The 23286-nt window shown below is 72.2% G+C and carries 26 protein-coding genes; 15 read left to right on the top strand and 11 right to left on the bottom strand.

Annotated elements, in window-relative coordinates; genetic code table 11:
- Positions 1–119 precede the first annotated feature (119 nt).
- Positions 120–1307, bottom strand: coding sequence for an MFS transporter (locus K8Z49_RS31065; RefSeq protein WP_412521204.1), 1188 nt, complete (start codon positions 1305–1307; stop codon positions 120–122).
- Between the two features lie 57 nt (positions 1308–1364).
- On the opposite strand from K8Z49_RS31065, the gene K8Z49_RS31070 reads away from it, so the two are divergent.
- Complete coding sequence (locus K8Z49_RS31070; protein ID WP_075024243.1) at positions 1365–1862, top strand: MarR family winged helix-turn-helix transcriptional regulator; 498 nt, start codon at positions 1365–1367, stop codon at positions 1860–1862.
- A 420-nt stretch (positions 1863–2282) separates the two neighbouring features.
- Here K8Z49_RS31070 and K8Z49_RS31075 read toward each other — a convergent pair whose 3' ends face one another.
- Together K8Z49_RS31075 and K8Z49_RS31080 are read right to left on the bottom strand one after the other, a co-directional pair.
- A complete protein-coding gene (locus K8Z49_RS31075; protein WP_412515882.1) occupies positions 2283–2504 on the bottom strand; it encodes a zinc-binding dehydrogenase in 222 nt (73 codons plus the stop codon).
- A complete protein-coding gene (locus K8Z49_RS31080; protein ID WP_412515883.1) occupies positions 2501–3229 on the bottom strand; it encodes an alcohol dehydrogenase catalytic domain-containing protein in 729 nt (242 codons plus the stop codon). Before K8Z49_RS31080 ends, K8Z49_RS31075 begins: the two co-directional genes overlap by 4 nt.
- Before the next feature lie 104 nt (positions 3230–3333).
- Here K8Z49_RS31080 and K8Z49_RS31085 point away from each other — a divergent pair, with 104 nt between their 5' ends.
- Genes K8Z49_RS31085 through K8Z49_RS31105 form a run of 5 tightly spaced genes read left to right on the top strand, consistent with a single transcriptional unit; the run spans position 3334 to position 6217 of the window.
- A complete protein-coding gene (locus K8Z49_RS31085; RefSeq protein WP_021591511.1) occupies positions 3334–3771 on the top strand; it encodes a winged helix-turn-helix transcriptional regulator in 438 nt (145 codons plus the stop codon).
- A gap of 5 nt (positions 3772–3776) precedes the next feature.
- Positions 3777–3935 (top strand): DUF4177 domain-containing protein, encoded by a 159-nt coding sequence (locus K8Z49_RS31090; protein WP_021591512.1) that lies wholly within the window; start codon positions 3777–3779, stop codon positions 3933–3935.
- 14 nt (positions 3936–3949) lie between these two features.
- Complete coding sequence (locus K8Z49_RS31095) at positions 3950–4411, top strand: RidA family protein (protein WP_412515884.1); 462 nt, start codon at positions 3950–3952, stop codon at positions 4409–4411.
- A gap of 34 nt (positions 4412–4445) precedes the next feature.
- Entirely contained in the window at positions 4446–5300 is an 855-nt protein-coding gene (locus K8Z49_RS31100; RefSeq protein ID WP_075024241.1) for an NUDIX hydrolase, read from the top strand.
- Between the two features lie 2 nt (positions 5301–5302).
- The gene (locus K8Z49_RS31105; RefSeq protein WP_412515885.1) at positions 5303–6217 is read left to right on the top strand and encodes an MBL fold metallo-hydrolase; all 915 of its coding nucleotides are present in this window, start codon (positions 5303–5305) and stop codon (positions 6215–6217) included.
- A gap of 58 nt (positions 6218–6275) precedes the next feature.
- Here the strand turns inward: K8Z49_RS31105 and K8Z49_RS31110 are convergent, their stop codons facing one another.
- Complete coding sequence (locus K8Z49_RS31110) at positions 6276–6962, bottom strand: Crp/Fnr family transcriptional regulator (RefSeq protein WP_021591516.1); 687 nt, start codon at positions 6960–6962, stop codon at positions 6276–6278.
- 228 nt (positions 6963–7190) lie between these two features.
- Here K8Z49_RS31110 and K8Z49_RS31115 point away from each other — a divergent pair, with 228 nt between their 5' ends.
- Positions 7191–7826, top strand: a complete 636-nt coding sequence (locus K8Z49_RS31115) for a TetR/AcrR family transcriptional regulator (RefSeq protein WP_033330366.1) — start codon at positions 7191–7193, stop codon at positions 7824–7826.
- Here K8Z49_RS31115 and K8Z49_RS31120 read toward each other — a convergent pair.
- A complete protein-coding gene (locus tag K8Z49_RS31120) occupies positions 7823–8371 on the bottom strand; it encodes a carboxymuconolactone decarboxylase family protein (protein ID WP_021591518.1) in 549 nt (182 codons plus the stop codon). The two genes, K8Z49_RS31115 and K8Z49_RS31120, sit on opposite strands and share 4 nt — an antisense overlap.
- The gene (locus tag K8Z49_RS31125) at positions 8368–9249 is read right to left on the bottom strand and encodes an SDR family NAD(P)-dependent oxidoreductase (RefSeq protein ID WP_021591519.1); all 882 of its coding nucleotides are present in this window, start codon (positions 9247–9249) and stop codon (positions 8368–8370) included. The genes K8Z49_RS31120 and K8Z49_RS31125 overlap by 4 nt, the downstream gene beginning before the upstream one ends.
- A gap of 109 nt (positions 9250–9358) precedes the next feature.
- Here K8Z49_RS31125 and nth point away from each other — a divergent pair, with 109 nt between their 5' ends.
- From nth to K8Z49_RS31140, 3 genes are all read left to right on the top strand, one after another.
- Positions 9359–10099: an endonuclease III gene (gene nth / locus K8Z49_RS31130; protein WP_033330367.1), complete on the top strand. Its 741-nt coding sequence runs from the start codon at positions 9359–9361 to the stop codon at positions 10097–10099.
- Between the two features lie 106 nt (positions 10100–10205).
- Positions 10206–10802: an NUDIX hydrolase gene (locus tag K8Z49_RS31135; RefSeq protein ID WP_052357300.1), complete on the top strand. Its 597-nt coding sequence runs from the start codon at positions 10206–10208 to the stop codon at positions 10800–10802.
- A 190-nt stretch (positions 10803–10992) separates the two neighbouring features.
- Complete coding sequence (locus K8Z49_RS31140) at positions 10993–12189, top strand: MarP family serine protease (protein WP_021591522.1); 1197 nt, start codon at positions 10993–10995, stop codon at positions 12187–12189.
- Between the two features lie 80 nt (positions 12190–12269).
- Here the strand turns inward: K8Z49_RS31140 and K8Z49_RS31145 are convergent, their stop codons facing one another.
- The 5 genes from K8Z49_RS31145 to acs form a co-directional block, all read right to left on the bottom strand.
- Positions 12270–12626: a DUF309 domain-containing protein gene (locus tag K8Z49_RS31145; RefSeq protein WP_244938800.1), complete on the bottom strand. Its 357-nt coding sequence runs from the start codon at positions 12624–12626 to the stop codon at positions 12270–12272.
- Between the two features lie 118 nt (positions 12627–12744).
- On the bottom strand, positions 12745–13668 hold the full coding sequence (locus K8Z49_RS31150; RefSeq protein WP_412515886.1) for an alpha/beta fold hydrolase: 924 nt from the start codon (positions 13666–13668) through the stop codon (positions 12745–12747).
- 8 nt (positions 13669–13676) lie between these two features.
- A complete protein-coding gene (locus K8Z49_RS31155) occupies positions 13677–14108 on the bottom strand; it encodes a phage holin family protein (RefSeq protein ID WP_111832658.1) in 432 nt (143 codons plus the stop codon).
- A gap of 13 nt (positions 14109–14121) precedes the next feature.
- On the bottom strand, positions 14122–15360 hold the full coding sequence (nhaA, locus tag K8Z49_RS31160; RefSeq protein ID WP_021591526.1) for a Na+/H+ antiporter NhaA: 1239 nt from the start codon (positions 15358–15360) through the stop codon (positions 14122–14124).
- A 278-nt stretch (positions 15361–15638) separates the two neighbouring features.
- Positions 15639–17606: an acetate--CoA ligase gene (acs, locus tag K8Z49_RS31165; RefSeq protein ID WP_412515887.1), complete on the bottom strand. Its 1968-nt coding sequence runs from the start codon at positions 17604–17606 to the stop codon at positions 15639–15641.
- 246 nt (positions 17607–17852) lie between these two features.
- Here acs and K8Z49_RS31170 point away from each other — a divergent pair, with 246 nt between their 5' ends.
- From K8Z49_RS31170 to K8Z49_RS31190, 5 genes are all read left to right on the top strand, one after another.
- The gene (locus K8Z49_RS31170) at positions 17853–18644 is read left to right on the top strand and encodes an oxidoreductase (RefSeq protein ID WP_412515888.1); all 792 of its coding nucleotides are present in this window, start codon (positions 17853–17855) and stop codon (positions 18642–18644) included.
- 45 nt (positions 18645–18689) lie between these two features.
- On the top strand, positions 18690–19295 hold the full coding sequence (locus K8Z49_RS31175; protein ID WP_021591529.1) for a pentapeptide repeat-containing protein: 606 nt from the start codon (positions 18690–18692) through the stop codon (positions 19293–19295).
- A 913-nt stretch (positions 19296–20208) separates the two neighbouring features.
- Positions 20209–21288: a septum site-determining protein Ssd gene (ssd, locus tag K8Z49_RS31180; protein ID WP_111832656.1), complete on the top strand. Its 1080-nt coding sequence runs from the start codon at positions 20209–20211 to the stop codon at positions 21286–21288.
- Positions 21285–22436, top strand: coding sequence for a TadA family conjugal transfer-associated ATPase (locus tag K8Z49_RS31185; protein ID WP_412515889.1), 1152 nt, complete (start codon positions 21285–21287; stop codon positions 22434–22436). The genes ssd and K8Z49_RS31185 overlap by 4 nt, the downstream gene beginning before the upstream one ends.
- Positions 22433–23152: a type II secretion system F family protein gene (locus tag K8Z49_RS31190; RefSeq protein ID WP_412515890.1), complete on the top strand. Its 720-nt coding sequence runs from the start codon at positions 22433–22435 to the stop codon at positions 23150–23152. Before K8Z49_RS31185 ends, K8Z49_RS31190 begins: the two co-directional genes overlap by 4 nt.
- Positions 23153–23286 lie beyond the last annotated feature (134 nt).

Raw genomic sequence — 23286 nt, forward strand, 5'->3', positions numbered from 1 at the left:
CGAGGGCGTGGCCGGGGCGGTCCTCCGCGACCGGTCGGTCGGTCGTGGGACCGTCCAAAGGCGGTTGTGGGGTGGGCGGCTTTAGGGGGACGCCGCTAGTGGGGTCGGCTCTGGCATGGTCAGGTGGCGGACGCCGGGCACCGCGGCGGTGGCAAGGCAGGACGCGGCGACCAGGACGGCCGCGGTCCAGAGTGGCGCGGACGCGTTCCAATTGGACGCGGCCCACGGGGCGAGCGCGTAGCCGAGGGGCGCCGCGGCCTTGACAGCAGCCAGTCGTAGGACGTCACGCGGGCCAGCGCCTGCGGGGGGATGCTCATCTGCACGACGTTCTCCCAGGTGGAGTTGAGGACGCCGAGCCCGGTCAGCGCAAGCCCGCAGGCGCCGATGACCGGGGGCGCGGGCGCGGTCGCGGCCAGCAGGGCGAGGGGCAGCGCCAGGGTGGCCAGGCCCGCGTTCGTGACGAGGACGGGACGGCGCGGCCGGACGCGGGCGGCGAGCAACGCCCCCACGACGAGCCCGACGGCGCCCACCTGGACGGTCGCGATCCACGTCTTCTCGCCGCCGAGCCGCTCGATGGCGAGGGCCGGCCCGAGGGTGAGGAGAACGGCGGACGCTCCGTTCCAGACGCCGTGCGCGGTCAGGCTCGTCCAGTACCAGTCGCGCGACCGGACCTCCGACCAGCCTTCCGCGAGGTCCGCGCGCAGCGAGCGCCGCGGGAGCGGGACGTGCCGGACGCGGGGCATGGCGAGGAGGGCGGCGCTCGCGGCGAAGGAGGCGGCGTCCAGCAGGGACGTCCATCCGGGACCGATGGTCAGCACGAACGTGCCAGCCAGGGCCGGCCCGGCGAGTCTGGTGGCGCCGTTGGCCGCGCCCATCAGGGAGTTGGCGCGCTGGAGCCCGGACGTCTCGACGGTGCCCGCGATGAGTAGGGAGATGGTCGGTGTCTGGAACGCCGAAGCGGTCCCGCCCACCGCTCGGGCGACGGCGAGGTGCCACAGCCGCGGCTCCCCGCCGATCAGTTCGAGCGCGGCGAACAGATGCGCACCCGCGCCGACGAGGTCGGTGACCAGGGCGACGGCGCGCGCGCTGAACCGGTCCGCGACGACCCCGCCGATCGGCAGCAGGTGCAGGTGCGGCACCATTGCGCAGCCGAGCACGAGGGCGAGCGCCGACGTGGAGCCCGTCGCCCGCAGCACGGCGAGTGTGAGCGCCGCGGGAATCGCGGCATCGCCGGTCAGGGACAGGACACGCGCGCTGAACAGTAGCCGGAAGTCCCGGCCGCGCGGTGGGTGAGCCTTGGCGCGCAGGGTAGTTCGTTACGGATTTATTCGTCAACGAATTACCGCCTGGATACGATCGCCGCCATGGGCGACAGAGACCGGACCGATGAGCACGTGGCGCGGTGGACGCCGATCCTTCCCGACCTCGATCCGGACACGGAGGGCGCCGTGACCCGGATGGGGCGCTTCGTCAAGCACATCAAGCGCGTCCGGGAGGACCTCCTCGTCGCCTCCGGCCTGCAGCGGCACGAGTACGACACGCTCCACGCCCTCGCCGGCCGGCACGGGACCGCCGCGCCCTCCGAGCTCGCCGCCGACCTGGGCATGCCGCCGAACTCGATCACCGGTCGGCTGGACGCGCTGGAGCGCCGCGGCTTCGTCCACAGGTCGCCGTCCGCCACCGACCGCCGCCGGGTCGTCGTCGAGCTCACCCCCGAGGGCCGCGCCGCCTGGCGTGAGGCCCTGGACGGGGTGGGCGACGAGGAGACCCGCCTCCTCGCCGCCCTGACCCCCGACGAACGCCGCACGCTGTCGGACCTCCTCCGCCGCGTCATGCTCCGCGCCGAGCAGGACCCAAGCTAGAAGCGCCCCCCCGCGCAACGCCCCGGTCCCAAACTGCCGCGCTGACGCCCCCCGCGCGATCGGTGGCCGAGCGGACGTCCGCCGGGCGGTCGACGCCGCCAGATGGCCACGCCGCCGCCGAGGAGCGCCGGTCTCGGGGCGGCGCCTGCCGACCGCTCGTGTTGGACGGGTGTGGAGGGGCCGCGTCTGAGGTCCCACATCGCGGCCTGCTCCGCGCTGCCGGGCGGGGCCGTGGACGTTCGTCTCAGCTCGGCCTGGCCATGCGGCGGTGCCACCACGGGGCGCGGGTCCGCCGGCGTGCTGAGCGTGCCGTGGTGTGGACGCTTTTAGGGCTTGAGGGCCAGGCCGCCGTGGGAGGGGCTGGCCTCTAGGTGCTGATGCGCGTTGCGGGGCCTCGGTCTGGTCGTCACGTGGGTGGTTCTAGGGGGTGAGGACTAGGCGGCCGCGTAGAGGGGTGGCTTCTAGGCGTTCGTGTGCTTTGCGGGCCTCGGTTAGGGGGAGGGTGTCGGCTACGCGGAGGGTCAGGTGGCCCTTGTCCACGAGTGTGACCAGGTGGCTGAGCTGGGGTGCGTTGGCGCTGATCCACTCGTTGCGGACGGTGATGCCGCGTAGCGGGACCGGGATGGCCGGGCCGCCGTTCACGGTGGCGAACGTTCCGCCGTTCCGGACGGCGTCGAGGGCGGCGCCGGCCAGGGGGCCGCGTCCACGGCGCCGTCGACGCCGCCGGGGACGAGTGCGCGGACCGCGTCGGCGAGGTGCGCGTCGCGGGGGACGAACATGTCCGCGCCGAGGCGGCGGACGAGGGGCTCGTCCGCCGCGGAGGCGGAGGCGACGACGCGCAGGCCACGGTGGGCGGCGAGTTCGACGGCGTAGCCGCCGACGGCGCCGGCGGCGCCCGTGACCAGCAAAGTCGCTCCTTCCGGCAGGGCGAGGAGGTCGAGCGCCTGGAGAGCGGTCAGGGCGTTGAGCGGTAGCGTCGCCGCCTCGACGGGGGAGGCCGAGCGGGGCGCGTGGGTGACGGCGGCGGCGTCGAGGACGAGGGCCTCGGCGTAGGTGCCGAGCGGGATGTCCAGCCGGTCCTGGAGGCCGACGACGGCGTCTCCGGCGGCGAGCCGATGCACTCCCGGGCCGACCGCGTCGATGGTTCCGGCGACGTCCATGCCGACGCCGAACCAGGGGCGGGTGCCGAAGGCGGGCATGAGGCCGGCGTCCGCAAGGGCACCGGAGCGGACCGCCCGGTCGACCGGGTTGACGGCCGCGGCCGCCACCCGGATCCGGACCTGGCCCGGCCCGGGTTCGGGGACCGGTATGTCGGCGTCCTCCAGGGACTCGGGTCCGCCGGCCGTTCTGATGATGATCGCGTGCATGCCGCAACTCCTGAGTGAGGGACGCCCCCACCTTCGCCGGAACAGCGGTGTGCCGGAAGAGGTTACCCAGGAGTGCGTTCGGCACCAGGAGGTGAGCCCGCAGCATGGCGACGACGACGGCCGCGCAGCGCCGCGAGCAGGAGAAGGCGGCGTTCGACGCGTTCATGGAGGCGTGCCCGATGAACCAGTTGCTGGGCATCGTCGGCAAGCAGTGGAGCACGATGGTCCTCGTCGAGCTGGCGGAGGGGCCGCGCAGGTACGCGCAGATCAGCCGCGCCATGCCCGGGGTCAGCGCGAAGATGCTGACGCAGACGCTGCGGTCCCTGGAGCGGGACGGTTTCGTGGCGCGGACCGTGACGCCGTCCGTGCCGGTCCAGGTCGAGTACGCGCTCACGGTGCTGGGCGAGCGCATCATGCCGCTGATCACCTCGATGCTGGAGTGGGCGAACCGCCACATCGAGGACGTCCACGAGGCGCGGGAGCGGTACGACGGGTCCCGGGTGGGTTCGAACGGGGTTCCGGTCGGCCCATCGCTAGGGTGAGGGCCATGAAGAAGTGGGAGTACGCGACCGTTCCGCTGCTGGTGCACGCGACCAAGCAGATCCTCGACAACTGGGGACAGGACGGGTGGGAGCTGGTCACCGTCCTGCCGGGGCCGAACCCGGAGAACCTCGTGGCTTATTTCAAGCGCGAAGTCCAGTCGTAACGAGGAGGAGTGGCATGAGCACGCCCGAAGAGCGGATCCGCGAGCTGGGGATCGAGCTGCCGGAGGTCGTCCCGCCGGTCGCGTCCTACGTGCCGACGGCCCGGACGGGGTCGCTGGTGTACACCGCCGGGCAGGTCCCGCTGGTCAAGGGCGAGCTGGGCGCCACCGGGAAGGTGGGCGCCGAGGTCGACGCGGAGGAGGCGGCGCGGCAGGCGCGGATCTGCGCGCTGAACTGCGTCGCGGCGCTGAAGGCCGAGCTCGGCGAGCTGTCGCGGGTCGTCCGGATCGTGAAGGTTGTCGGGTTCGTGGCGAGCGCTCCGGACTTCCACGGCCAGCCCGAGGTCATCAACGGGGCGAGCGACCTGCTGGTCGAGGTGTTCGGCGACGCGGGCAGGCACGCGCGCAGCGCCGTCGGCGTCGCCGTCCTGCCGCGCGACGTGCCGGTCGAGGTGGAGCTGATCGCCGAGGTCTCTTGACGGAATGCCATTCGGTATGTCCGAATTGGCCGCCATGGGGATCACCAACGGGCTCAAGCTGCCGGACTCGTTCCGGGACCAGGTCGAGGCGATTCGGGACGGCCGCGCCGAGCCCCCTCCGGCCAGGCACGCGGCGACGGTCGTCGTGCTGCGCGACCACGACCGGCACGGGCTGCAGGCGTTCATGCTGCGCCGCGTCCGGTCGATGGCGTTCGCGCCGGGCGCGTACGTGTTCCCCGGCGGCTCGGTCGACCCGCGTGACGGGGAGGCGGAGCCGGCATGGTCCGGCCCGCCTCCCGCCGAGTGGGGCAAGGCGTTCAAGGCCGACGAGACGCTGGCGCGGGAGCTGGTCTGCGCGGCCGTCCGGGAGACGTTCGAAGAGACGCTCGTCCTGCTCGCCGGGCCGACGGGCGAGACGGTCGTGGACGACACCCGGGGAGACGACTGGGAGGCCGACCGGCAGGCGCTCCTCGACCGGTCGCAGTCGTTCGGCGAGTTCCTGGCGAGGCGCGGCCTCGTGCTGCGCGCGGACCTGCTCCGCCCGTGGGCGCACTGGATCACCCCCAAGATCGAGCCGAAGCGGTACGACACCCGGTTCTTCGTGGCCGCGATGCCGCGGGGGCAGCGGGCCAGGGACGTCAGCACCGAGGCCGACCAGGTCGCCTGGGTCCGTCCGGCGGAGGCGGCCGAGCGGGCGGCGAAGGGCGAGTGGATGATGCTGCCGCCGACCATCGCGACGCTGGCGGAGCTGGCCGCGTTCGACACGGTCGCGGACGTGCTGGCGGCGCGGCGCGAGATCGTCGTGCACGAGCCCGTCGCGGAGATCGTCGACGGTGAGGCGTATCTCGTCCTGCCGGAGAGCGTCGCGCGGCACTACTCGCAGGGCTGACCGTGCCGCGCAGGGTGCCGCTGAACCGGTCCGTCGCGTGGCGGCTGGCGGGGACCTCCGCGCTCCGGCACCTGGAGCGTCTCGGCTGGAACCCGGTCCGTCACCCTGATCGGGCCTCGGGCAGGATGGGGGATATGACGGAGATCGACGGGATGGGTACTGAACGGGCGACTTGTGTGCTCGCGCCGAACCCGTCCGCCATGACCCTGGACGGCACCAACACCTGGATCATCGCCGAGCCGGGAGCGGACGAGGCCGTCGTCGTCGATCCCGGCCCGAAGGACGGCAAGCACCTCCGGCGCGTCCTGGACACCGTCGAGGCACGGGGGTTGCGAGTCGGGCTCGTGCTGCTCACCCACGGCCACCCCGACCATTCGGCGGGCGCCGGGAAGTTCGCGAAGCTGGCGGGCGGCAAGCTCACGGTGCGGGCGCTCGACCCGGCGCACCGGCTCGGGGAGGAGGGCCTCGCGGAGGGCGACGTCGTCACGACGGGCGGCCTGGAGCTGCGGATCATGGAGACGCCGGGGCACAGCGACGACTCGCTGACGTTCTGGTTGCCGGCCGACGGCGCCGTCCTCACCGGTGACACCGTGCTCGGGTACGGGACGACCGTCGTGGAGGGAAGCCTGGGCGACTACCTGACCTCGCTCGACCGGCTCCGCAGGTTCTCCGCCGACGTGGAGGCGGAGACGATCCTGCCCGGTCACGGACCGAAGCTGGACGACCCGATCGCCGCCCTGGACCACTACATCGACCACCGCCGCGAGCGGCTCGCCCAGGTCGAGGCGGCCGTCGCCGCGGGTGCGCGGACGGCGCGCGAGGTCGTCGAGCGCGTCTACGCCGACGTCGACAGGTCCCTCTGGCCCGCGGCCGAGTGGTCGGTCCAAGCCCAGCTCGACTACCTGCGGGAGCGCTGACGGCCCGCCGGGCGGGGCCGCCTCCCGTGCCGCCGCGCGAGCGTGCTCCCGGCGGGGGTCACTTCGAGCGCTTGCGGAGCCGTTCGATGTCGAGGATCACCACCGCGCGGGCCTCGATGCGCAGCCAGTTGCGCTGGGCGAAGTCGGCGAGCGCCTTGTTGACGGTCTCGCGGGACGCGCCGACGAGCTGCGCCAGCTCCTCCTGGGTGAGGTCGTGGTGCACGTGCAGGCCCGACTCCGACGGCTGGCCGAACCGCTCGGCGAGGTCGAGCAGCGCCTTGGCGACGCGGCCGGGGACGTCGGTGAACACCAGGTCGGCCATCACGTCGTTGGTCTTGCGGAGCCGCTGCGCCAGCGCGCGGAGCAGCTGCACGGCGACCTCGGGGTGGCCGGTGAGCCAGGGCCGCAGGTCGTCGTGGCCGAGCCCCGCCAGCCGGCACTCGGTGACCGCGATGGCGCTCGCGGTGCGGGGACGCGGGTCGAACAGGGACAGCTCGCCGAACATCTCGGACGGGCCGAGGACGCTCAGCAGGTTCTCCCGGCCGTCCGGCGCCGTCCGGGTCAGCTTGATCTTGCCTTCGAGGACGACGTACAGCCGGTCTCCGGTCTCGCCCTCGTTGAACAGCGTCTGGCCGCGGGCGAGACGCACCTCGGTCACGTTGGCGCGCAGCGCCTTGGCGCCCTGCTCGTCGAGGGCCTCGAAGAGCGGGGCTCTGCTCAGAACGTCCACGTCGCGATCGGTCACGCTTCTCCTCCTCGAACACCTACATGCCTAGTGTGACGTACGTCCCACCGCGTACGTGAAGGCAGGGTCACGGCGCGCCGAAACGCGGACCGCGTGCTCCGTGCCCGTGAAGCGGTCACGGTCCCGTTCGCCCAGTGTACGGACCATCGGGTGAATGCCGTCACACCGGTCTCAACACCTGATACCGGATGATCTCGGCTGGACGGCACCGTGCCCTAGCCTGAGCGGATGCAGAGTTCACCGCGGCGCCTTCCGAGGGGGCGTCACGCGCTGTCCCGCGCGGAGGTGGAGCGGGTGCACCGCGACCGGCTGTGCTCCGCGATGGCGGCGGCGATGGCGGAGAAGGGGTACGTCGGCACGTCGGTGGAGGACGTGCTGAAGCGGGCCAGGGTGTCGAGGCAGAGCTTCTACGCGCTGTTCTCGTCCAAGCTCGACTGCTTCATGACGGCGTTCGACCAGGCGAGCGAGTTCCTGCGCCTCCATCTGGCCGACACCGTGGCGAGCGCCGGCGCGAGTGAGGGAGACCCGGCGGAGAGGTTCGAGCGCGCGTTCACCACCTACCTGGAGACTCTGGCGCTGGATCCGGGGTACGCGCGGCTGTTCCTGGTGGAGGTGTACGCGGCGGGGCCGGAGGCCGTCCGCCGGCGTACCGAGGTGCAGCACATGCTCGCGGAGGGCCTCGCGGACCTCATGGGCGTGACCGGGGACGCGGGCCGCTTCGCCTGCCAGATCGTGGTGTCGGCGGTGAGCACGATGGTGACGCCCGCCGTCGCGGCCGGCGACATGGAGGCCCTGCGGGCGGTCGGGCCGCCGGTCATCGAGCACGTACGGCTGCTGCTCCGCTCGGGCGTCCTGGACGGTTAGCCGTCAGGCCGGCGGTCGGGCTGGACGCGCAGCGCGGTGATCACGGTGGCGAGCATCTCGTAGTGGGTGGCCAGCATGGTCAGCTCGACGCACTCCGCCTCGGTGAGAACGGCGCGCAGCCGTATCCAGGTCTCGTCGTCGAGGTCCCGTTCGGTGTGAAGCCGGTCGGTCGCGATGAGGAGCGCCCGCTCGCGCGGCGTCCATCCGAGGGCGCGCGGCCCCTCCTCGACGCGCTCGATGTCCCGGTCGTGGAGGCCGGCGCGGCGCGCGAGGCGGACGTGGTGGTCGAACTCGTAGCGGCAGTCGCGCAGGTGGGCGACGCGGAGGATGACGAGTTCGGTCTCGCGGCGCGGCAGGGTTCCGCCGGGCATGAGCCGTCCGGCGAACCACAGCCAGCCGCGGAACAGGCCGCGGCTGCGCGCCAGCGTCAGGAACAGGTTCGGCGGCCGCCCGGTCCCCGTGGCCCGCCCTGCGACGCGGCAGATGAGCCAGTTGACGAGCCCCACGTCGCGGCGGCTGCCGGGGGTGGCGCGGGGTGAGGTCATCGGCGGGGCTCAGGTTGCGGTGTGGTCAGCTCGACTTGCTCGTTCCTGGCGATTTCCAGGATCTCACGTAGTCCCTTCTGGACGACGCGGTCGGAAATGGGTTGCACGACCATCCGGACCGGCAGAACGCCTCCGACCCACCAAGGAGCCACGATGCGCTTGGAACGTCGGGCGATTCCGCGCTCCAGCGCGTCGATCCCCACTCGCAGTGGCGCGACGCCCGAAACGAAGCTGCTGCGCGGCGCCGCGTCCATCAAGGCGGACGCCGCTTCGGTGCTGAACCCGCGGTGCGTCATGTCGGTGTCGAGTTCGGCGAAGTAGGCGACGCCCGCCTTCGCGCCCCAGGGGCGCAGCTCCGCGCGCAACGTGTTGCCGAGGGCCTCGACTCCTGCCTTGGACGCGCTGTAGGCGCCCAGCAAGGGCGCGTGGACGGCCGCCGCCAGGGACGCGACGGCGAGGGCGTAGCCGCGTTCATGGCTGATGTGGGGCCCGGCGGCTCGGAGGGTGTTGAACACCCCGAGCACGTTGACGCGCAGGCTCTGTTCCAGGACGGACGGGTCGCCGCCTATCACCGGCATCTGCGCGGCCACCCCCGCGTTGGCCACGACCACGTCCAGGCCGCCCAGCTCTTCGACCGCGCTGGTCACGACGTCCTCGACCCGGTCGCGGTCGGTCACGTCGCACGTCCACCAGGGGGCCCGCCCGCACTCCCCGGCGACGGCGGACAGGTGGTCGGGCTCCAGCCCGGCGAGCGCCACCCGCGCGCCGCGCTCGTGCAGCCTGGCGGCGAGGGCCGCGCCGATCCCCCGCGCGGCGCCGGTGATCAGCACGCGCCGCCCGGCGAGGGTCGCCGCCCACCGGGAGGAGTCACGGATCATGGGGCGACTCTACCATTAAAGAACATATGCGTCTTTTTGGGATCATCGGATGTCCTGCCGGACGCTTCGCGCGGCCGGGCGACGCGGGCGAGGCTCTAGGCTGACCGGTATGGCGACGGAGGCGTCCCCGAAGGCGCGTGCTCGGAAGTGGAAGGACGAAACACGCCTGGGGCTGGTGCGGCGCGCACGCCGCATCAACCGGATCCTGGCCGAGACCTACCCGGACGCCCACTGCGAGCTGAACTTCGGGACCCCGTTCCAGCTCCTCGTGGCGACCGTGCTGTCCGCGCAGACGACCGACGTCCGGGTCAACCTGACCACGCCGGAGCTCTTCGCCAAGTACCCGACACCCGAGGACCTCGCCGCCGCCGACCCCGAGGACGTCGAGGCCATCCTGAAGCCCACCGGCTTCTTCCGCGCCAAGACCAAGTCGGTCATGGGCCTGTCCGCCGCGCTCCGCGACCGGTTCGGCGGGGAGGTCCCGGGGCGGCTCGACGACCTCGTGAAGCTGCCGGGCGTCGGGCGCAAGACGGCCAACGTCGTCCTCGGCAACGCCTTCGACGTCCCCGGGATCACCGTCGACACCCACTTCGGCCGCCTCGCCCGGCGGTTCGCCTGGACGACCGAGGACGATCCCGTCAAGGTCGAGCAGGAAGTCGGCGAGCTCATCCCGCGCAAGGACTGGACGATGCTGTCCCACAGGCTCATCTGGCACGGCCGCCGCATCTGCCATGCCCGCCGTCCGGCCTGCGGCGCGTGCCCGCTCGCGCGGCTGTGCCCGGCCTTCGGCGAGGGCCCGACGGACGAGGACACCGCCCGCAAGCTCGTCAAGCCCGGACCGTTCTCGTGACCCGCCCGGGAAGGAACGCGGGCCGCCCGGAGTTGGGACGGACGTGACCGACACCACCCTCAGCCGCCCCGCCTGGCTCGACCGGTTCCTCGCCGAGGCGCCGAGGATGCCGGTGCCGCCGATGTTCCGGCCCGAGCCCGGCGCCCGCGACGCCGCCGTCCTGATCCTGTTCGGCGAGGGTGCGGACGGTCCGGACGTCCTGCTCACCGAGCGCGCCGCCACGCTGAACAACCACGCCGGGCAGCCCGCGTTCCCCGGCGGCCGCATCGACCCCGAGGACGACGGGCCGGTCGCGGCGGCGCTGCGCGAGGCGTGGGAGGAGGCCGGCGTCGAGCCGTCCGGCGTGGACGTCCTGTGCTCGCTGCCCGAGCTGTACCTGTCGCACAGCGCGCACCGGGTCACGCCCGTCGCCGGCTGGTGGCGCGAACCGTCGGAGATCGCGCCCGGCCATCCTGGAGAGGTCGCGACGGTCGCGCGCGTCCCGCTCGGCGAACTGGTCGACCCGCGGAACCGGCTGATGGTGCGGCACCCGTCCGGGATCAGGGTGGGGCCGGCGTTCCACGTGCGGGACATGCTCGTCTGGGGTTTCACGGCGGCGCTGCTGACCCAGGTCCTGGACGCGGGCGGCTGGAACCGCCCCTGGGACACCTCGCGGGTCGAGGACCTCCCGCAGGAGGTCGTGGACCTCGCCGCGCGCGGCTGACGGCCTCGTGCATTCCCACAAAATCGTTTCGCCGCGTCCGCACGGAGAGCTCGCCACGGGTCAGGGCGCCGTTCGCGGTGCGTACGGCGATGGTCACGCGCGCGCGTCACTCCCGGCGGCTACCTCGCGCACCCGAATCTGGTACATCGAGGGGACGTGAAGCGGCGGCGCGGACCTATACGGTGAACGCGTGCTGCACGACCACGTACTCGATCTCATCCTGCTCGTGCTCGTCGTGCTGTTCGGGGTCTCGGGCTACCGGCAGGGCTTCATCGTGAGCCTGCTGAGCTTCGTCGGCTTCGTCGGCGGCGGCGTCATCGGGGTGCTGATCGCGCCGCCGATCGCGGAGGCCGCGGTGGACGGAGCCGCCCAGCAGGCGCTGCTCGCCATCGTGATCGCCTTCCTCGCCGCCACCCTCGGGCAGCTCGTCGCCTCGTCGCTCGGCGCCGTCCTGCGCAACCGGGTGACCGGCATGAACGCCCGCACCGCCGACGCCGTCGGCGGCACGTTCGTCAGCGCGCTGTCGCTGCTCATCGTCGCCTGGTTCTTCGGCAGCCTGGTCGCCAACTCCGAGTTCAAGCCCGTCCGGACGCAGGTCAAGGGCTCCTCCATCATCAACGGCATCGACGACGTGATGCCGGCGCAGGCGCAGACGTGGTTCACCTCGTTCCAGGGGTTCGTGAAGAGCAGCGAGTTCCCGCAGGTGTTCAACGGCCTCGGCGGCGAGTCGGTGGTGCAGGTCCCGCCGCCGGACGAGTCCGTGCTGAACACGCGGGGACTGCGCGCGGCCAAGGACAGCATCGTGAAGGTGGTCAGCACGGCGCCGCAGTGCCAGCGCCGCATCGAGGGCACCGGGTTCGTGTTCGCGCCGCAGCACATCATGACGAACGCGCACGTCGTCGCCGGGGCGCGCGGCTCCTCCGTGGTGGCGACGATCAACGGCGACACCAACCGGGGGCGGGTCGTGCTGTACGACCCGAAGCGCGACATCGCCGTCCTGTACGTGCCGGGGCTGCGGGCGCCGGCGCTGCAGTTCGCCAAGGAGGCCCGCGTCCGGGACGACGCGATCATCGCCGGGTTCCCGAAGAACCAGCCGTTCACGCCGGGGGCGGCCCGCATCCGCGCCCGGCAGACGGCGCGCGGCCCGGACATCTACCACTCCGGCCAGGTCAGCCGCGAGATCTACGCGATCCGCGGCAAGGTCGAGCCGGGCAACTCCGGCGGGCCGCTGCTGTCCACGGACGGCCGGGTCTACGGCGTCATCTTCGCGGCGGCGCTCGACACCGAGTCCACCGGGTACGCGCTCACCGCCGAGGAGGTCGCGTCCGACGCGCGGGCGGGGGCGAACGCCACGAAGCCGGTGTCCACGCAGAGCTGCTCCGACTAGGGCTGCTCCGAATAGGGGGCTGCTCCGGCCAGGGGGCTGCTCCGGCCAGGGGGCTGCTCCGACGAGGGGACCGCTCCGGCCTAGGGGTTTGTGAGGCGGAGGGGGATGGGGCCGTTCTGCGGCTCCTCGGCCAGGGCACGGGCGCGCTGAACGATTCCGCGGACGTCGATGCCGTGCGGTGGCGCGTCCTGGTACGGGACGATCCGGTCGGCGGCGCGGCGGAGCAGGGCTTCGCCGCCGCGTGCGTTTCCCCGGCGGAGGTGGGTTATCCCCACGGCGACCTGTGCCAGACCCCTCCACAGTTCACGCTCGGGCTCCGGCGCGGCCTTCCAGACCGCTTCCAGTACTTCGTGGGCGTGGAACGGACGATCGGCGTCCAGAAGCCGTTGGGCCTCGGCCAGAGCTTCGCCTGGGGGCATGTCGAGGTCTTCCGGCATCGTGGGTATGCCGCTGGCGCCGTGCGGCAGAGGACGTCCGTACGCGTCGCGTGGCCGTGCGTTGCGTGGGCGTCCAGACTCGTCCCGATCCCGCATGCCTCCACGGTACGCGGGGGTTTCAGCCTTCCGGTCCCGGGTCGGCGAGCCAGCCGAGAAGCTGCGTGTCGAACTCTTCGGGGCGTTCCTGATGGGGGAAGTGGCCCGCGCCCTCTATGAGCGTCCAGCGGTAAGGAGCGGTCACGTAACGGCCGGAGCCTTGTGCACTGGACGGGAGGATGCACGTGTCCAGGGCGCCGTGCACCTGGAGCGTGGGTGCCTGGATAGGGGCTCGCATGCGGTGCGCGTAGCGGATACCGTCCGGGCGGGCCTGCGACCGGACGAGCCAGCGGTGGTACTCCAGCGCGCTGTGGGCCGCCCCAGGTATCTGCACGGCCTTCCGTACGAGCTGTTCTGTGCGTTCTTCCGGCCAGCCTGGACCGGACCAGTCGTGCAGGAGCTTCCCGGCGAGCGCCGCGTTGTCGCGGACCAGGCGCCGTTCAGGCCACATGGGCAACTGGAAGCCGAACGTGTGGCGCGCCGCCCATCCCTGCCCGCGCGGGTCGCCGGCGACGGCCTGCCGCAACCGCAGCGGGTGCGGGGCGCCCACCACCGCCAGCCGCTGGACGATCTTCGGGTGGTAGACGGCCATCGTCCAGGCGAGCAGCCCGCCCCAGTCGTGCCCGGCGACGATCGCGTTCGCCTCCCCCAGCGCGCGGACGAGCCCGGCGGCGTCCCCGGCCAGGGTGACCAGGTCGTACCCGCGCGGCGGCTTGTCGCTGCCGCCGTAGCCGCGCAGGTCGACGGCCACCGCCCGGTATCCCGCGGCCGGCAGCGACACCAGCTGGTGGTGCCAGGACCACCAGAACTCGGGGAAGCCGTGCAGCAGCAGGACGAGCGGTCCCTCACCGGCCTCCGCGACGTGGAAACGCGTCCCGCCGGCGCTGATCTGCCGGTGCGTCCACGGGCCCTCGACCTCGATCAGCGACGCGTCGTGCCCGGACATGGCGCCCGTCAGGCCGTCAGCTCGGGGGCACCCGAGTCGCCGCGGCTGCGCAGCGCGGCCAGGTCCTCCTTCAGCGTCTTCCGGGTCCGCTTCGCACCCTCGATCTTGGAGATCCGCCACTTGCCGAAGAGGATCAACAGCCCGGCCACCGCCGCGTACACGACCGCGACGATGAGGAACGCGGCCCAGTGCCAGAGGCCGAACCCGACCAGGCCGTAGGCGAAGGCGATGGACAGCAGGATGACGACCAGCCCGCCGAGCACCCCGGCGGCGCTGAACATCGCGCTGCCGATCGCCGCCTTCTTGGCGTCGGCCTTCAGCTCCAGCTTGGCCAGGTCCATCTCCGCTCTGACCAGGTTGGAGATGGAGCTCGACGCCAGCGCGACCAGCTCGCCGACGGACTTCTCCTCGACGCGCTCGTCCGGTGTTGCCTCCGACATATCGCATTTCTCCTTAGCCCGGGCGCGCGCGCAGACGCACCCTTCTCCGGAAGACGACGGCGGCGGCCGCCGAGGCGAGAACGCTCGCGATCAGGACCGCAGTCGTCACTCTCTCGAATTGTGACGGGTCGGTATAGGCCAAACCGCCGATCAGCAGCGAAACGGTGAAACCCACCCCCGCGAGCAACGCGACCCCCGCGATCTCGTGCCAGTGCAGATCCTCGCCGAGCGTCGCCAGGCCGAGCCGGACGGCCGCCCAGGCGCCGCCGAAGACGCCCACGAACTTACCGATCACCAGTCCGGCGATCACCCCGAGGGCCACCCGATCGGTGAACACCGCCCCCAGTTCGGACATGCCGAGCCCGACACCGGCCGACACGAAAGCGAAAATGGGAACGGCGACGCCCGCGGAGAACGGCCGCAGCGCGTGGTCGGCGCGTTCCGCGTTGGTCGGCCGCCCGTCGGGCGTCTCTTTCGGGCTGGTGAGCATTCCCAGCGCGACGCCGGCGACGGTCGCGTGGATCCCGCTGCGCTGAAGGCAGTACCAGGCCAGGACGGCGATGGGCACGTACACCCACGGCGAGCGGACGCCCTTGTACTGCAAGAGGCCGTACGCGCCTATCAGCGCCACGCTGAGCGCCAGCGGCGTCCAGTGCAGGGTGTCGGTGTAGAAGAGCGCGATGACGGCGATGGCGATCAGATCGTCCACCACGGCCAGCGTCAGCAGGAACGCGCGCAGCGGGGCCGGGCACGAGGTGAACGTCACGGCGAGCACGGCCAGCGCGAACGCGATGTCCGTCGCCGTCGGCACCGCCCACCCGCCGAGCGCGCCCGGCTCGCCCGCGCTCACCGCCAGGAAGATCAGTGCCGGCGCGACTACCCCGGCCCCCGCCGCGATCACCGGCAGCGCGGCGTCCCGCGGATGGCGCAGCTCGCCGTACGTCAGCTCCTCGCGCAGTTCGAGGCCGGCGATGTAGAAGAACACCGCGAGGAGCCCGCTGGACGCCCAGTGCTGCACGTCCATGTGCCCGATGTGCAGCCAGTGCGGGCTGATCTCGAACGTCCGGAGGTCCTCGTAGGCGCCGGCCCACGGCGTGTTGGCCCATACGAGCGCGGCGATGGCCGCGAGCAGCATCACGACGCCGCCGATCGTCTCCGTGCGGAGCGCACTGGCGACCTGCGTGCTGTAACGGACGGTGGGACGGAGCGGCCACGTTGCGGCAACGCGGCGCTTCACGGTGGGGCGCGCCATAAAGGATCCTCGGAAGCGGCGGACGACGGACATGGGTCACGTCCCGCACGCAACGGGACAATCCCCTGCCGACCAGGCTTCCCGGCGCACCTAAGCCCAGTTTACCTGCGATGATTCAGTGGGTGGTTTCCGGACCTGCGGAGCGCACCCCGCGCAGGGTACGCAGTGACCGTGCGGGGTGTGCGCAGTGGCCGTGCGGAGTGTGCGCAGAGAAGCGGCCCGCGCCCCCCGGTGTGGGCAGGGCGCGGGCCGCGTCGGTTCCTCTGGTCCCCTGGTGGCTAGTCCTCGGACTTGGCGCTGGGCAGCTTCTCGGAGATCAGGTCCATCACCGTGCTGTCGGCCAGGGTGGTGACGTCGCCGATGCTGCGGTTCTCCGCCACGTCCCGCAGCAGCCGTCGCATGATCTTGCCGGAGCGGGTCTTCGGCAGCTCCGGAACGATCATGATCTGCCGGGGCTTGGCGATCGGGCCGAGGGTCTTGGAGACGTGGTCGCGCAGCTCGCGCAGGAACTCCTCGCCCTCCACCTCGCCGCCGGCGTCCCCGCGCGGGATCACGAACGCCACGATGGCCTGCCCGGTCACCGGGTCGGTCGCGCCGACGACCGCCGACTCGGCGACCTTCGGGTGCGAGACCAGCGCCGACTCCACCTCCGTCGTGGAGATGTTGTGCCCGGACACCAGCATGACGTCGTCGACGCGGCCGAGCAGCCACATGTCGCCGTCCGCGTCCTTCTTCGCGCCGTCACCCGCGAAGTACAGGTTCTCGAAGCGGGACCAGTACGTCTTGACGTACCGCTCGTCGTCGCCCCAGATCGTCCGGAGCATGCTCGGCCACGGCTCCCTGAGCACCATGAAGCCGCCGCCGCCGTCCGGCACCGACCGGCCCTGGTCGTCGACGACGTCCGCGGCGATCCCCGGCAGCGGGCGCATCGCCGCGCCCGGCTTGGCCGCCGTCACGCCCGGCAGCGGGCTGATCATGATCGCGCCGGTCTCCGTCTGCCACCAGGTGTCGACCACCGGCGTCCGGCCGCCACCGATCTTGTCGCGGTACCAGACGTAGGCCTCCGGGTTGATCGGCTCGCCGACCGACCCCAGCACGCGCAGCGACGACAGGTCGTACTGCGCCGGGATGTCGTCGCCCCACTTCATGAACGTCCGGATCGCCGTGGGCGCGGTGTAGAAGATGGACACCTTGTACTTCTGGATGACGTCCCACCAGCGACCCTTGTTGGGGGTGTCGGGAGTCCCCTCGTAGATGACGCTGGTCGCACCGTTGGCCAGCGGCCCGTACACGATGTAGGAGTGTCCGGTCACCCAGCCGATGTCGGCCGAGCACCAGTAGACGTCCTTCTCCGGCTTCAGGTCGAACACCGCCCAGTGGGTGTACGCGCACTGCGTGAGGTAGCCGCCGGTGGTGTGCAGGATGCCCTTCGGCTTACCCGTCGTCCCGGATGTGTACAGGATGTACAGCGGGTGCTCGGAGTCCATCGGCTCCGCGGTGTGCTGGTCGCTCTGCCGCTCGACGACGTCGTGCCACCACAGGTCGCGGTCGTTCTCGGCCACCGCCTCGCCGGTGCGGCGCACCACGAGGACGTGTTCGATCGTCGGCGTCTGCGCGACGGCCTCGTCCACGATCCCCTTCAGATCGGACGGCTTGCCGCGCCGGAACCCGCCGTCGGCGGTGATGACGACCTTGGCCTGCGCGTCGTCGATGCGGGTGCGGAGCGCCTCCGCCGAGAAACCGCCGAACACGACCGAGTGGGTCGCGCCGATGCGCGCGCACGCCAGCATCGAGATCGGCAGCTCCGGGATCATCGGCAGGTAGATCGCGACCCGGTCGCCCTTGCGGACGCCCAGTTCGAGCAGCGCGTTCGCGGCCTTGTTCACTTCGGTCTGCATGTCGGCGTAGGTGAGGGTACGGGAGTCACCCGGTTCCCCCTCCCAGTGAAAGGCGACCTTCGCTCCCCGCCCGGCCTCGACGTGCCGGTCGACGCAGTTGTAGGCGACGTTCAGCTCACCGCCCACGAACCACTTGGCGAACGGGGGGTTGCTCCAGTCCAGGACGTCGTCCCAGCGCTTCGTCCAGGTGAGCCGGTCGGCCTGCTCGGCCCAGAACCCCAGGCGGTCCTCAGCGGCCTGCTCGTAGGCCTCGGCCTTCACGTTGGCCTCGGCGGCGAGTTCAGCGGGCGGGGAGAAGCGGCGCGTCTCCTGCAGAAGGTTCGACAGTGTTTCTTGGCTGTTGCTCAACGCGAACTCCTTGCTAGGTGATGCGGGGTCGCCCGGTCTCCCCACTTCACCAGGAAGGTCCCGGTCCTCACAAGGCCGCGGACCCGGGTGTCGGGGGGAGAGCGCGAGCGGCGCCTACGTCTCCGGACGGTTCGTGCGGTGCCGACAGGCCGGGCCTTCCCAGGTCCGGCATGCGGGAACCGTCTCCGTTCTACGCCCTCACGACCCGATGCGCGAACGCCGGACGGGACCGCATAAGGTCGGGCCGTGACCGATGCCTTCGCCGCCGTAGCCGACCTGCCCGGTGTCGCCGACGCCGTCGACGACGCGCGTAAGGCTGTGGACCGGCTGCTCGGCCACCGGATCCTGCGGCGGCGCAGCGCCGAGGTGTCCACGGAGTCGGCGCTGCGCGGCGCGCGCGCCTCAGCCGTCCTCGAAGGCTCCCCGGTAACGCTGGACGAGCTTCGCACCACGGAGAACCCGTCGGACCCTGTCGTCCAGGGCACGCTGCGCGTCTCGGCCGAGCTGGGCACGCTGGCGGGCGTCTGGCGGAAGGCACCGCGGCAGGCGCTGGCGCGTCTGCACGTCCTCGCAGGGGCCGACGCGGTGGCCGGCGCCGAGCTGGGACGTCCGCGCAGTGGCGACGGGGTGGTGAAGGACGTTCTCGGCCTTGGCGAGCCTCCCGCGCTGTCGGAGGTGACGGCTCGCCTGGACGCGCTCAGCGGGCTGCTGACCGAGCCCACCAAGGCGCCGGCGCTGGTCGTCTCGTCGATCGTGCACGGCGAACTGCTGGCGCTGCGCCCGTTCGGGTGGGGGGACGGGGTCGTCGCCCGCGCCGCTCAGCGTCTCACGCTGGTTGCCCGTGGCCTCGACCCCAAGTCGCTCGTCGCGCCGGAGGTCGGGCACCTCGAACTGTTCGAGGAGTACGCCGAGGCCCTGCGCGGCTACACGTCCGGTACGTCCGAGGGGGTGGCGCGCTGGGTCGCGCACTGTTCCGCCGCCGTGGCCGCCGCCGCGCGAGACTCCCAGGCAATCTGCGAAGCGTTCATGCGCGGCTGACGCGTTGTCGGTGGGTGGGGCCATGCTGTTCGCATGGTCGATCGCATGCACGGACGACCCGCCGCGCCGACGAACGTCACCATCTCTTCGGAGAACTGGGATTCTCGTGACCTGACGGGTGAGAACCACGAAAACGTCCTGTTCGTGGACGTGGACATGACGGAGGCCAGTGGCGTCGGTGCCATGTTCACCGGCTGCACGTTCAGGGGCGTGCGTTTCAACGTGTCCAGCCATACGGATGCGGCGTTCGTGAACTGCACGTTCGTCAGATGTGGTTTCTTCGACGCGTCCTTCACCGGGTGCAAGTTCCTGGGGAGCCTGTTCGACGGCTGTACACACGACCTGATGAAGGTCAAGGGCGGCGACTGGTCGTTCACCGGTCTCCCAGGCGCCGATCTGCGGCGGGCCTCGTTCACCGACGTGCGCATGCGCGAGGCGGATCTCACGGGCGCGAGGTGCTCGGGGGCGGAACTGCGCGAGGTCGACCTGTCGGGCGCATCGCTGCACAAGGCCGACTTCTCGCGCTGTGATCTACGCGGCAGTGACCTGTCGTCCCTCGACCCGCTCACCGCCGAGATGAGGGGCGCGGTGATCGACGCCTACCAGGCGGTCGTGCTGGCGACGACGCTGGGGTTGGACGTCCGCGGGTGACGCCTGCGGAGGGGCGGTGGGCGCAAGCGAGCGGCGCCCCGCTCGGGGACGCCGCCGCCAAACACGTCACACCGGGTTACCAAGCGTGCACCTCATATCCGTCGGACCGGGTCAAGCCCGTCTCGACGCGCCTCCCGCGGCTGGTCGCGCGTGGGTGCCCGGGTGCCGTGCTCGGACACGTGGTCCGTACGACCTGTCTACGCCTCATTTGCCCTGTTGACAAGCCCCTGTTGGGGAAACGCGCGGGGGCGGCGGGTCCGGAGCCGGAGGAGACATGGGTGCCCTATGGGGCTGACGGGGGATATTCCGGACTAACCAGAATCATAACTTTGGTCCGGTAATTGATTACACACCGTGATCGTTTCCTTTTGGGCGCCGATCCCGGATGTGGCGGGAAAGATCTTTAGTTCTCCTGTACGCTCCCACTCCCGCCCCGTTGCGCTCCTTGTGCACTGGGACGGGAGCCCCGGCGCCGGTGCGGTCGCGTCGCACGCGTCCCGCCTTCGGCGGATCGTTACCGCCAGGTGCGAAAAATCGTCACGTGCCGGACGAGTTTGCGACTCGACGGAACTCTCGACGATCGGGCAGCATATGTTGTATCTGCCTAGACTGGAGTCCGCGAGTTTGCCCGTGGCATAGCGCGAACTTACATACGGGCTGAACTCCCTGAGTCTTTCCTGGGAAAACGGGCCGGCTCTACCCCCCCGGAGCCGGACCGTCCGGCGACCCCCGCTCTCCCCCCCGGCGGGGGTCGCCCAGTCGTGCAGCGGCCGGGCGGTGGCGCCCGCGAGACACCTCCGCGCCACCGCCCCGCCGCCCGCGGCGGGAAGTTATCCACAGGTCACGTATTCCCAGCGGCGCCCGCGCGGCGCCCCGCAAGGTGGATGTCTCCGAACGTCGAAGGAGCCATCCGATGAACCTTGCGGCACTGATCGTCACCTCCGACCCGGCGCTCGCCGACGGCCTGCTCCGCCTCGCGGCCGCCGCCGACGCCCACGCCGAGGTCGCCTACGGCGCCGACGAGGCCAGGCCCGCCTGGACGTGGCCGGCCCTCATCCTCGTGGGCGCCGACGCCGCCGGGGACGTGGCGGCCGCCGGCCTCCAGCGCCGGCCGGGCGTCGTCCTCGTCACCGGCGACGGCGCCACGTCCGACGCGTACCGCCTCGCGGTGGAGGCCGGCGCCCAGGACGTCGCCGCGCTGCCCGACCACGAGGACTGGCTCGTCAACGCGTTCGCCGCCGCCTGCGAGCCCGAGGGCGGCTGGGCCACCACCCTCTGCGTCGTCGGCGCCCGCGGCGGCGCCGGGGCCAGCGTCCTCGCCGCCGCGCTCGGCGTGGCCTCGGCGAACCAGGGACTGCGCACCCTCCTCGTCGACGCCGACCCGTTCGGCGGCGGCGTCGACCTCATGCTCGGGCTGGAGGAGCACGAGGGCGTCCGCTGGCACGACCTCGCCGAGCGCCGCGGCCGGCTGAGCACCGCCACGCTCCGCGAGACCCTGCCCCGCGCGGGCGACCTGTCCGTCCTCTCCTGGCGGCGCGGCGAACCCGTCCCGGTCTCCGACGAGGCCGTCGGGTCGCTGTTCGACGCCGCCGCCCGCGGGTTCGACCTGGTCGTCGTGGACGTCCCCCGCTACCCCGGCGACGTCGGCCGGGCCGCGCTGCGCACCGCCGACCGCACCCTGCTGCTCGTCCCCGCCGAGGTCCGCGCCACCGTCGCCGCCGACGGCCTCGCCACCGCGCTGCGCCGCGACACCGCCGACCTGCGCCTGGTCGTCCAGGGCCCGGCGCCCGGCGGCCTCACGCCCGACGCCGTCGTGACCGCCCTCGACCTGCCGTCCGCCGGCACCTTCGAACGCGACCGCCGCCTGCCCGCCGCGACGGACGAGGGCACCTTGGAACGAGCCTGCCGCCGCGGCCCCCTGGCCGACTTCTGCGCCGCCGTCCTCGACGACCTCGCCCTCCAGCCCACCGCCTACCAGGAGGCCGCCGCGTGACCGGGCTCTCCGACGCCGTCCGGGACAGGCTCGCCCACACCGGCGGCGAGGCGACGACCGGCCGGGTCGCCGCCGCGCTGCGCGCGGAAGAACGCCTGCTCGGCGACCGCGAGGTCCTCGCCCTGGCCGACGAGTTACGCGCCGAGTTCGTCGGCGCCGGCCCCCTGGAGCCGCTGCTGCGCTCTCCGGATGTCACCGACGTCCTGGTGAACGGCCCGGACGAGGTCTGGATCGACACCGGCTCCGGTCTGGTCCGCACCTCCGTCCGCTTCCCGGACGAACCGGCCCTGCGCCGCCTGGCCCAGCGCCTCACCGCCGCCGCCGGCCGCCGCCTCGACGACGCCTCCCCCTACGCCGACGCCCGCCTGCCGGGCGGCGTGCGGCTCCACGCGGTCCTGCCGCCGGTGGCCGCGACCGGCACCTGCCTGTCGCTCCGCCTCCCCCGCCGCCGCGCCTTCACCCTGGACGAGCTGGTCACGGCGACCACCATCCCGCCCGAGGGCGCCGCCCTCCTCGCCGCCCTGATCGAGTCCCGCGCCGCCTTCCTGATCACCGGCGGCACGGGAACGGGCAAGACCACACTCCTAAGCTCCCTGCTCTCGCTCGTGAACCCATCGGAACGCCTGCTCCTGGTCGAAGACTCCGCGGAGCTGAAACCGTCCCACCCCCACGTCGTCCGCCTCGAAGCTCGCCCCCCGAACATGGAGGGCGCGGGCGGCGTAACGCTGAACGACCTGGTCCGCCAGGCCCTCCGCATGCGCCCCGACCGCCTGGTCGTAGGCGAGGTGCGCGGCCCCGAGGTAGTGGTTCTCCTCCAAGCCCTGAACACCGGCCACGAAGGCGGTTGCGGCACCCTCCACGCCAACACGGCCGCCGACGTACCCGCCCGCCTGGAAGCCCTCGCCTGTGCGGCGGGGCTCACACGGGAGGCCGTCCACAGCCAGCTGGCAGCGGCGCTGGACATCGTCGTCCATCTGGTCCGCGAGCCGGGCGGGGGCCGGCGCCGCGTAGCCGAGATCTGCCTGCTCCAGCGGGCCCCCGACGGCCTGGTCGGCGTCGTCCCCGCCGTCTCGTTCACCACCTCCGGCGAAACCGTCCCGGCCCCGGGCGTGGACGCCCTGGCCGCCCGGTTGAGGGGCGAAACATGATCGAGGTTCTCGCCGTCCTCTGCGCGGCCGCCGCGGCCTGGACGCTCCTGACACCCTCCCCAGCGTCCCACCGCCTCGACCGCCTGACCTCCCCAAAACCCTCAAATCCACTGCGCCCCCTCCAGACCAGGATCGAGACCTTCCGGGAACACCGAACACGTCCACAACGCCGCCGCACCGCGGTCATCGAACTGTGCGACGCCATGGCCGCCGAGTTGGCCGCCGGCCGCACCCCTGACGAGGCCTTCACAGCGGCTGCCGCCGTCCTAGACCCGCACGTGTCCGCCGAACTCCTCAGCCTGCCTCGCCCACCGCCCGACCACCTGGACAAGCTGGCCGCCCAACCCGGCGCCGAGGGCCTCCGCCTGCTCGCGGCCTGCTGGCGCGTCGGCTCCGAACGCGGCGGCACCCTCGCCACCGTCCTGGACGGCCTCGCAAGCGCCCTACGCGACGAGGAGACCCAGCGCCAGGAGGTCTCCGTCCAACTGGCCGGCCCCCGCGCAACGGCCCGCCTCCTGGCCGCGCTCCCCCTCCTGGGCCTGGCCATGGCCGCAGCCCTAGGCGCCCACCCCATCCAGTTCCTCTTCGGAACCCTCCCAGGCCTGGCCTGCCTGATCACAGGCACAACCCTCAACGCAACAGGCCTCTACTGGACCCGCCACCTAGCCCAATCCGCAGAATCCCCACTAACCCCACGAACTCCCAGGCCCCCATGATCACCCCGCACCACCACCTCCCTTCAAGGCGACGGATGGGAAGGGGCCAGGCGTCGCAGTGTGTGTCTGGCGCCGGTGTCCGCGACGCGGTTGGGCTCGCGGCGCCTACGGCGGAGGAACTGGTGCGCGGGCGG

Origin of the sequence: Actinomadura madurae (assembly GCF_047130825.1) — a bacterium.
In the GTDB taxonomy this organism is placed as follows: domain Bacteria; phylum Actinomycetota; class Actinomycetes; order Streptosporangiales; family Streptosporangiaceae; genus Spirillospora; species Spirillospora madurae.

Bases quoted from the DNA above. Each gene is read 5' to 3' on its own strand.
- K8Z49_RS31070 (WP_075024243.1), top strand. From the start codon at position 1,365: ATGGGCGACAGAGACCGGACCGATGAGCACGTGGCGCGGTGGACGCCG.
- K8Z49_RS31080 (WP_412515883.1), bottom strand. From the start codon at position 3,229: ATGCACGCGATCATCATCAGAACGGCCGGCGGACCCGAGTCCCTGGAG.
- K8Z49_RS31085 (WP_021591511.1), top strand. From the start codon at position 3,334: ATGGCGACGACGACGGCCGCGCAGCGCCGCGAGCAGGAGAAGGCGGCG.
- K8Z49_RS31090 (WP_021591512.1), top strand. From the start codon at position 3,777: ATGAAGAAGTGGGAGTACGCGACCGTTCCGCTGCTGGTGCACGCGACC.
- K8Z49_RS31095 (WP_412515884.1), top strand. From the start codon at position 3,950: ATGAGCACGCCCGAAGAGCGGATCCGCGAGCTGGGGATCGAGCTGCCG.
- K8Z49_RS31100 (WP_075024241.1), top strand. From the start codon at position 4,446: ATGGGGATCACCAACGGGCTCAAGCTGCCGGACTCGTTCCGGGACCAG.
- K8Z49_RS31115 (WP_033330366.1), top strand. From the start codon at position 7,191: ATGCAGAGTTCACCGCGGCGCCTTCCGAGGGGGCGTCACGCGCTGTCC.
- K8Z49_RS31120 (WP_021591518.1), bottom strand. From the start codon at position 8,371: ATGACCTCACCCCGCGCCACCCCCGGCAGCCGCCGCGACGTGGGGCTC.
- K8Z49_RS31125 (WP_021591519.1), bottom strand. From the start codon at position 9,249: ATGATCCGTGACTCCTCCCGGTGGGCGGCGACCCTCGCCGGGCGGCGC.
- nth (WP_033330367.1), top strand. From the start codon at position 9,359: ATGGCGACGGAGGCGTCCCCGAAGGCGCGTGCTCGGAAGTGGAAGGAC.
- K8Z49_RS31135 (WP_052357300.1), top strand. From the start codon at position 10,206: ATGCCGGTGCCGCCGATGTTCCGGCCCGAGCCCGGCGCCCGCGACGCC.
- K8Z49_RS31145 (WP_244938800.1), bottom strand. From the start codon at position 12,626: ATGCCGGAAGACCTCGACATGCCCCCAGGCGAAGCTCTGGCCGAGGCC.
- K8Z49_RS31150 (WP_412515886.1), bottom strand. From the start codon at position 13,668: ATGTCCGGGCACGACGCGTCGCTGATCGAGGTCGAGGGCCCGTGGACG.
- K8Z49_RS31155 (WP_111832658.1), bottom strand. From the start codon at position 14,108: ATGTCGGAGGCAACACCGGACGAGCGCGTCGAGGAGAAGTCCGTCGGC.
- nhaA (WP_021591526.1), bottom strand. From the start codon at position 15,360: ATGGCGCGCCCCACCGTGAAGCGCCGCGTTGCCGCAACGTGGCCGCTC.
- K8Z49_RS31175 (WP_021591529.1), top strand. From the start codon at position 18,690: ATGCACGGACGACCCGCCGCGCCGACGAACGTCACCATCTCTTCGGAG.
- ssd (WP_111832656.1), top strand. From the start codon at position 20,209: ATGAACCTTGCGGCACTGATCGTCACCTCCGACCCGGCGCTCGCCGAC.
- K8Z49_RS31190 (WP_412515890.1), top strand. From the start codon at position 22,433: ATGATCGAGGTTCTCGCCGTCCTCTGCGCGGCCGCCGCGGCCTGGACG.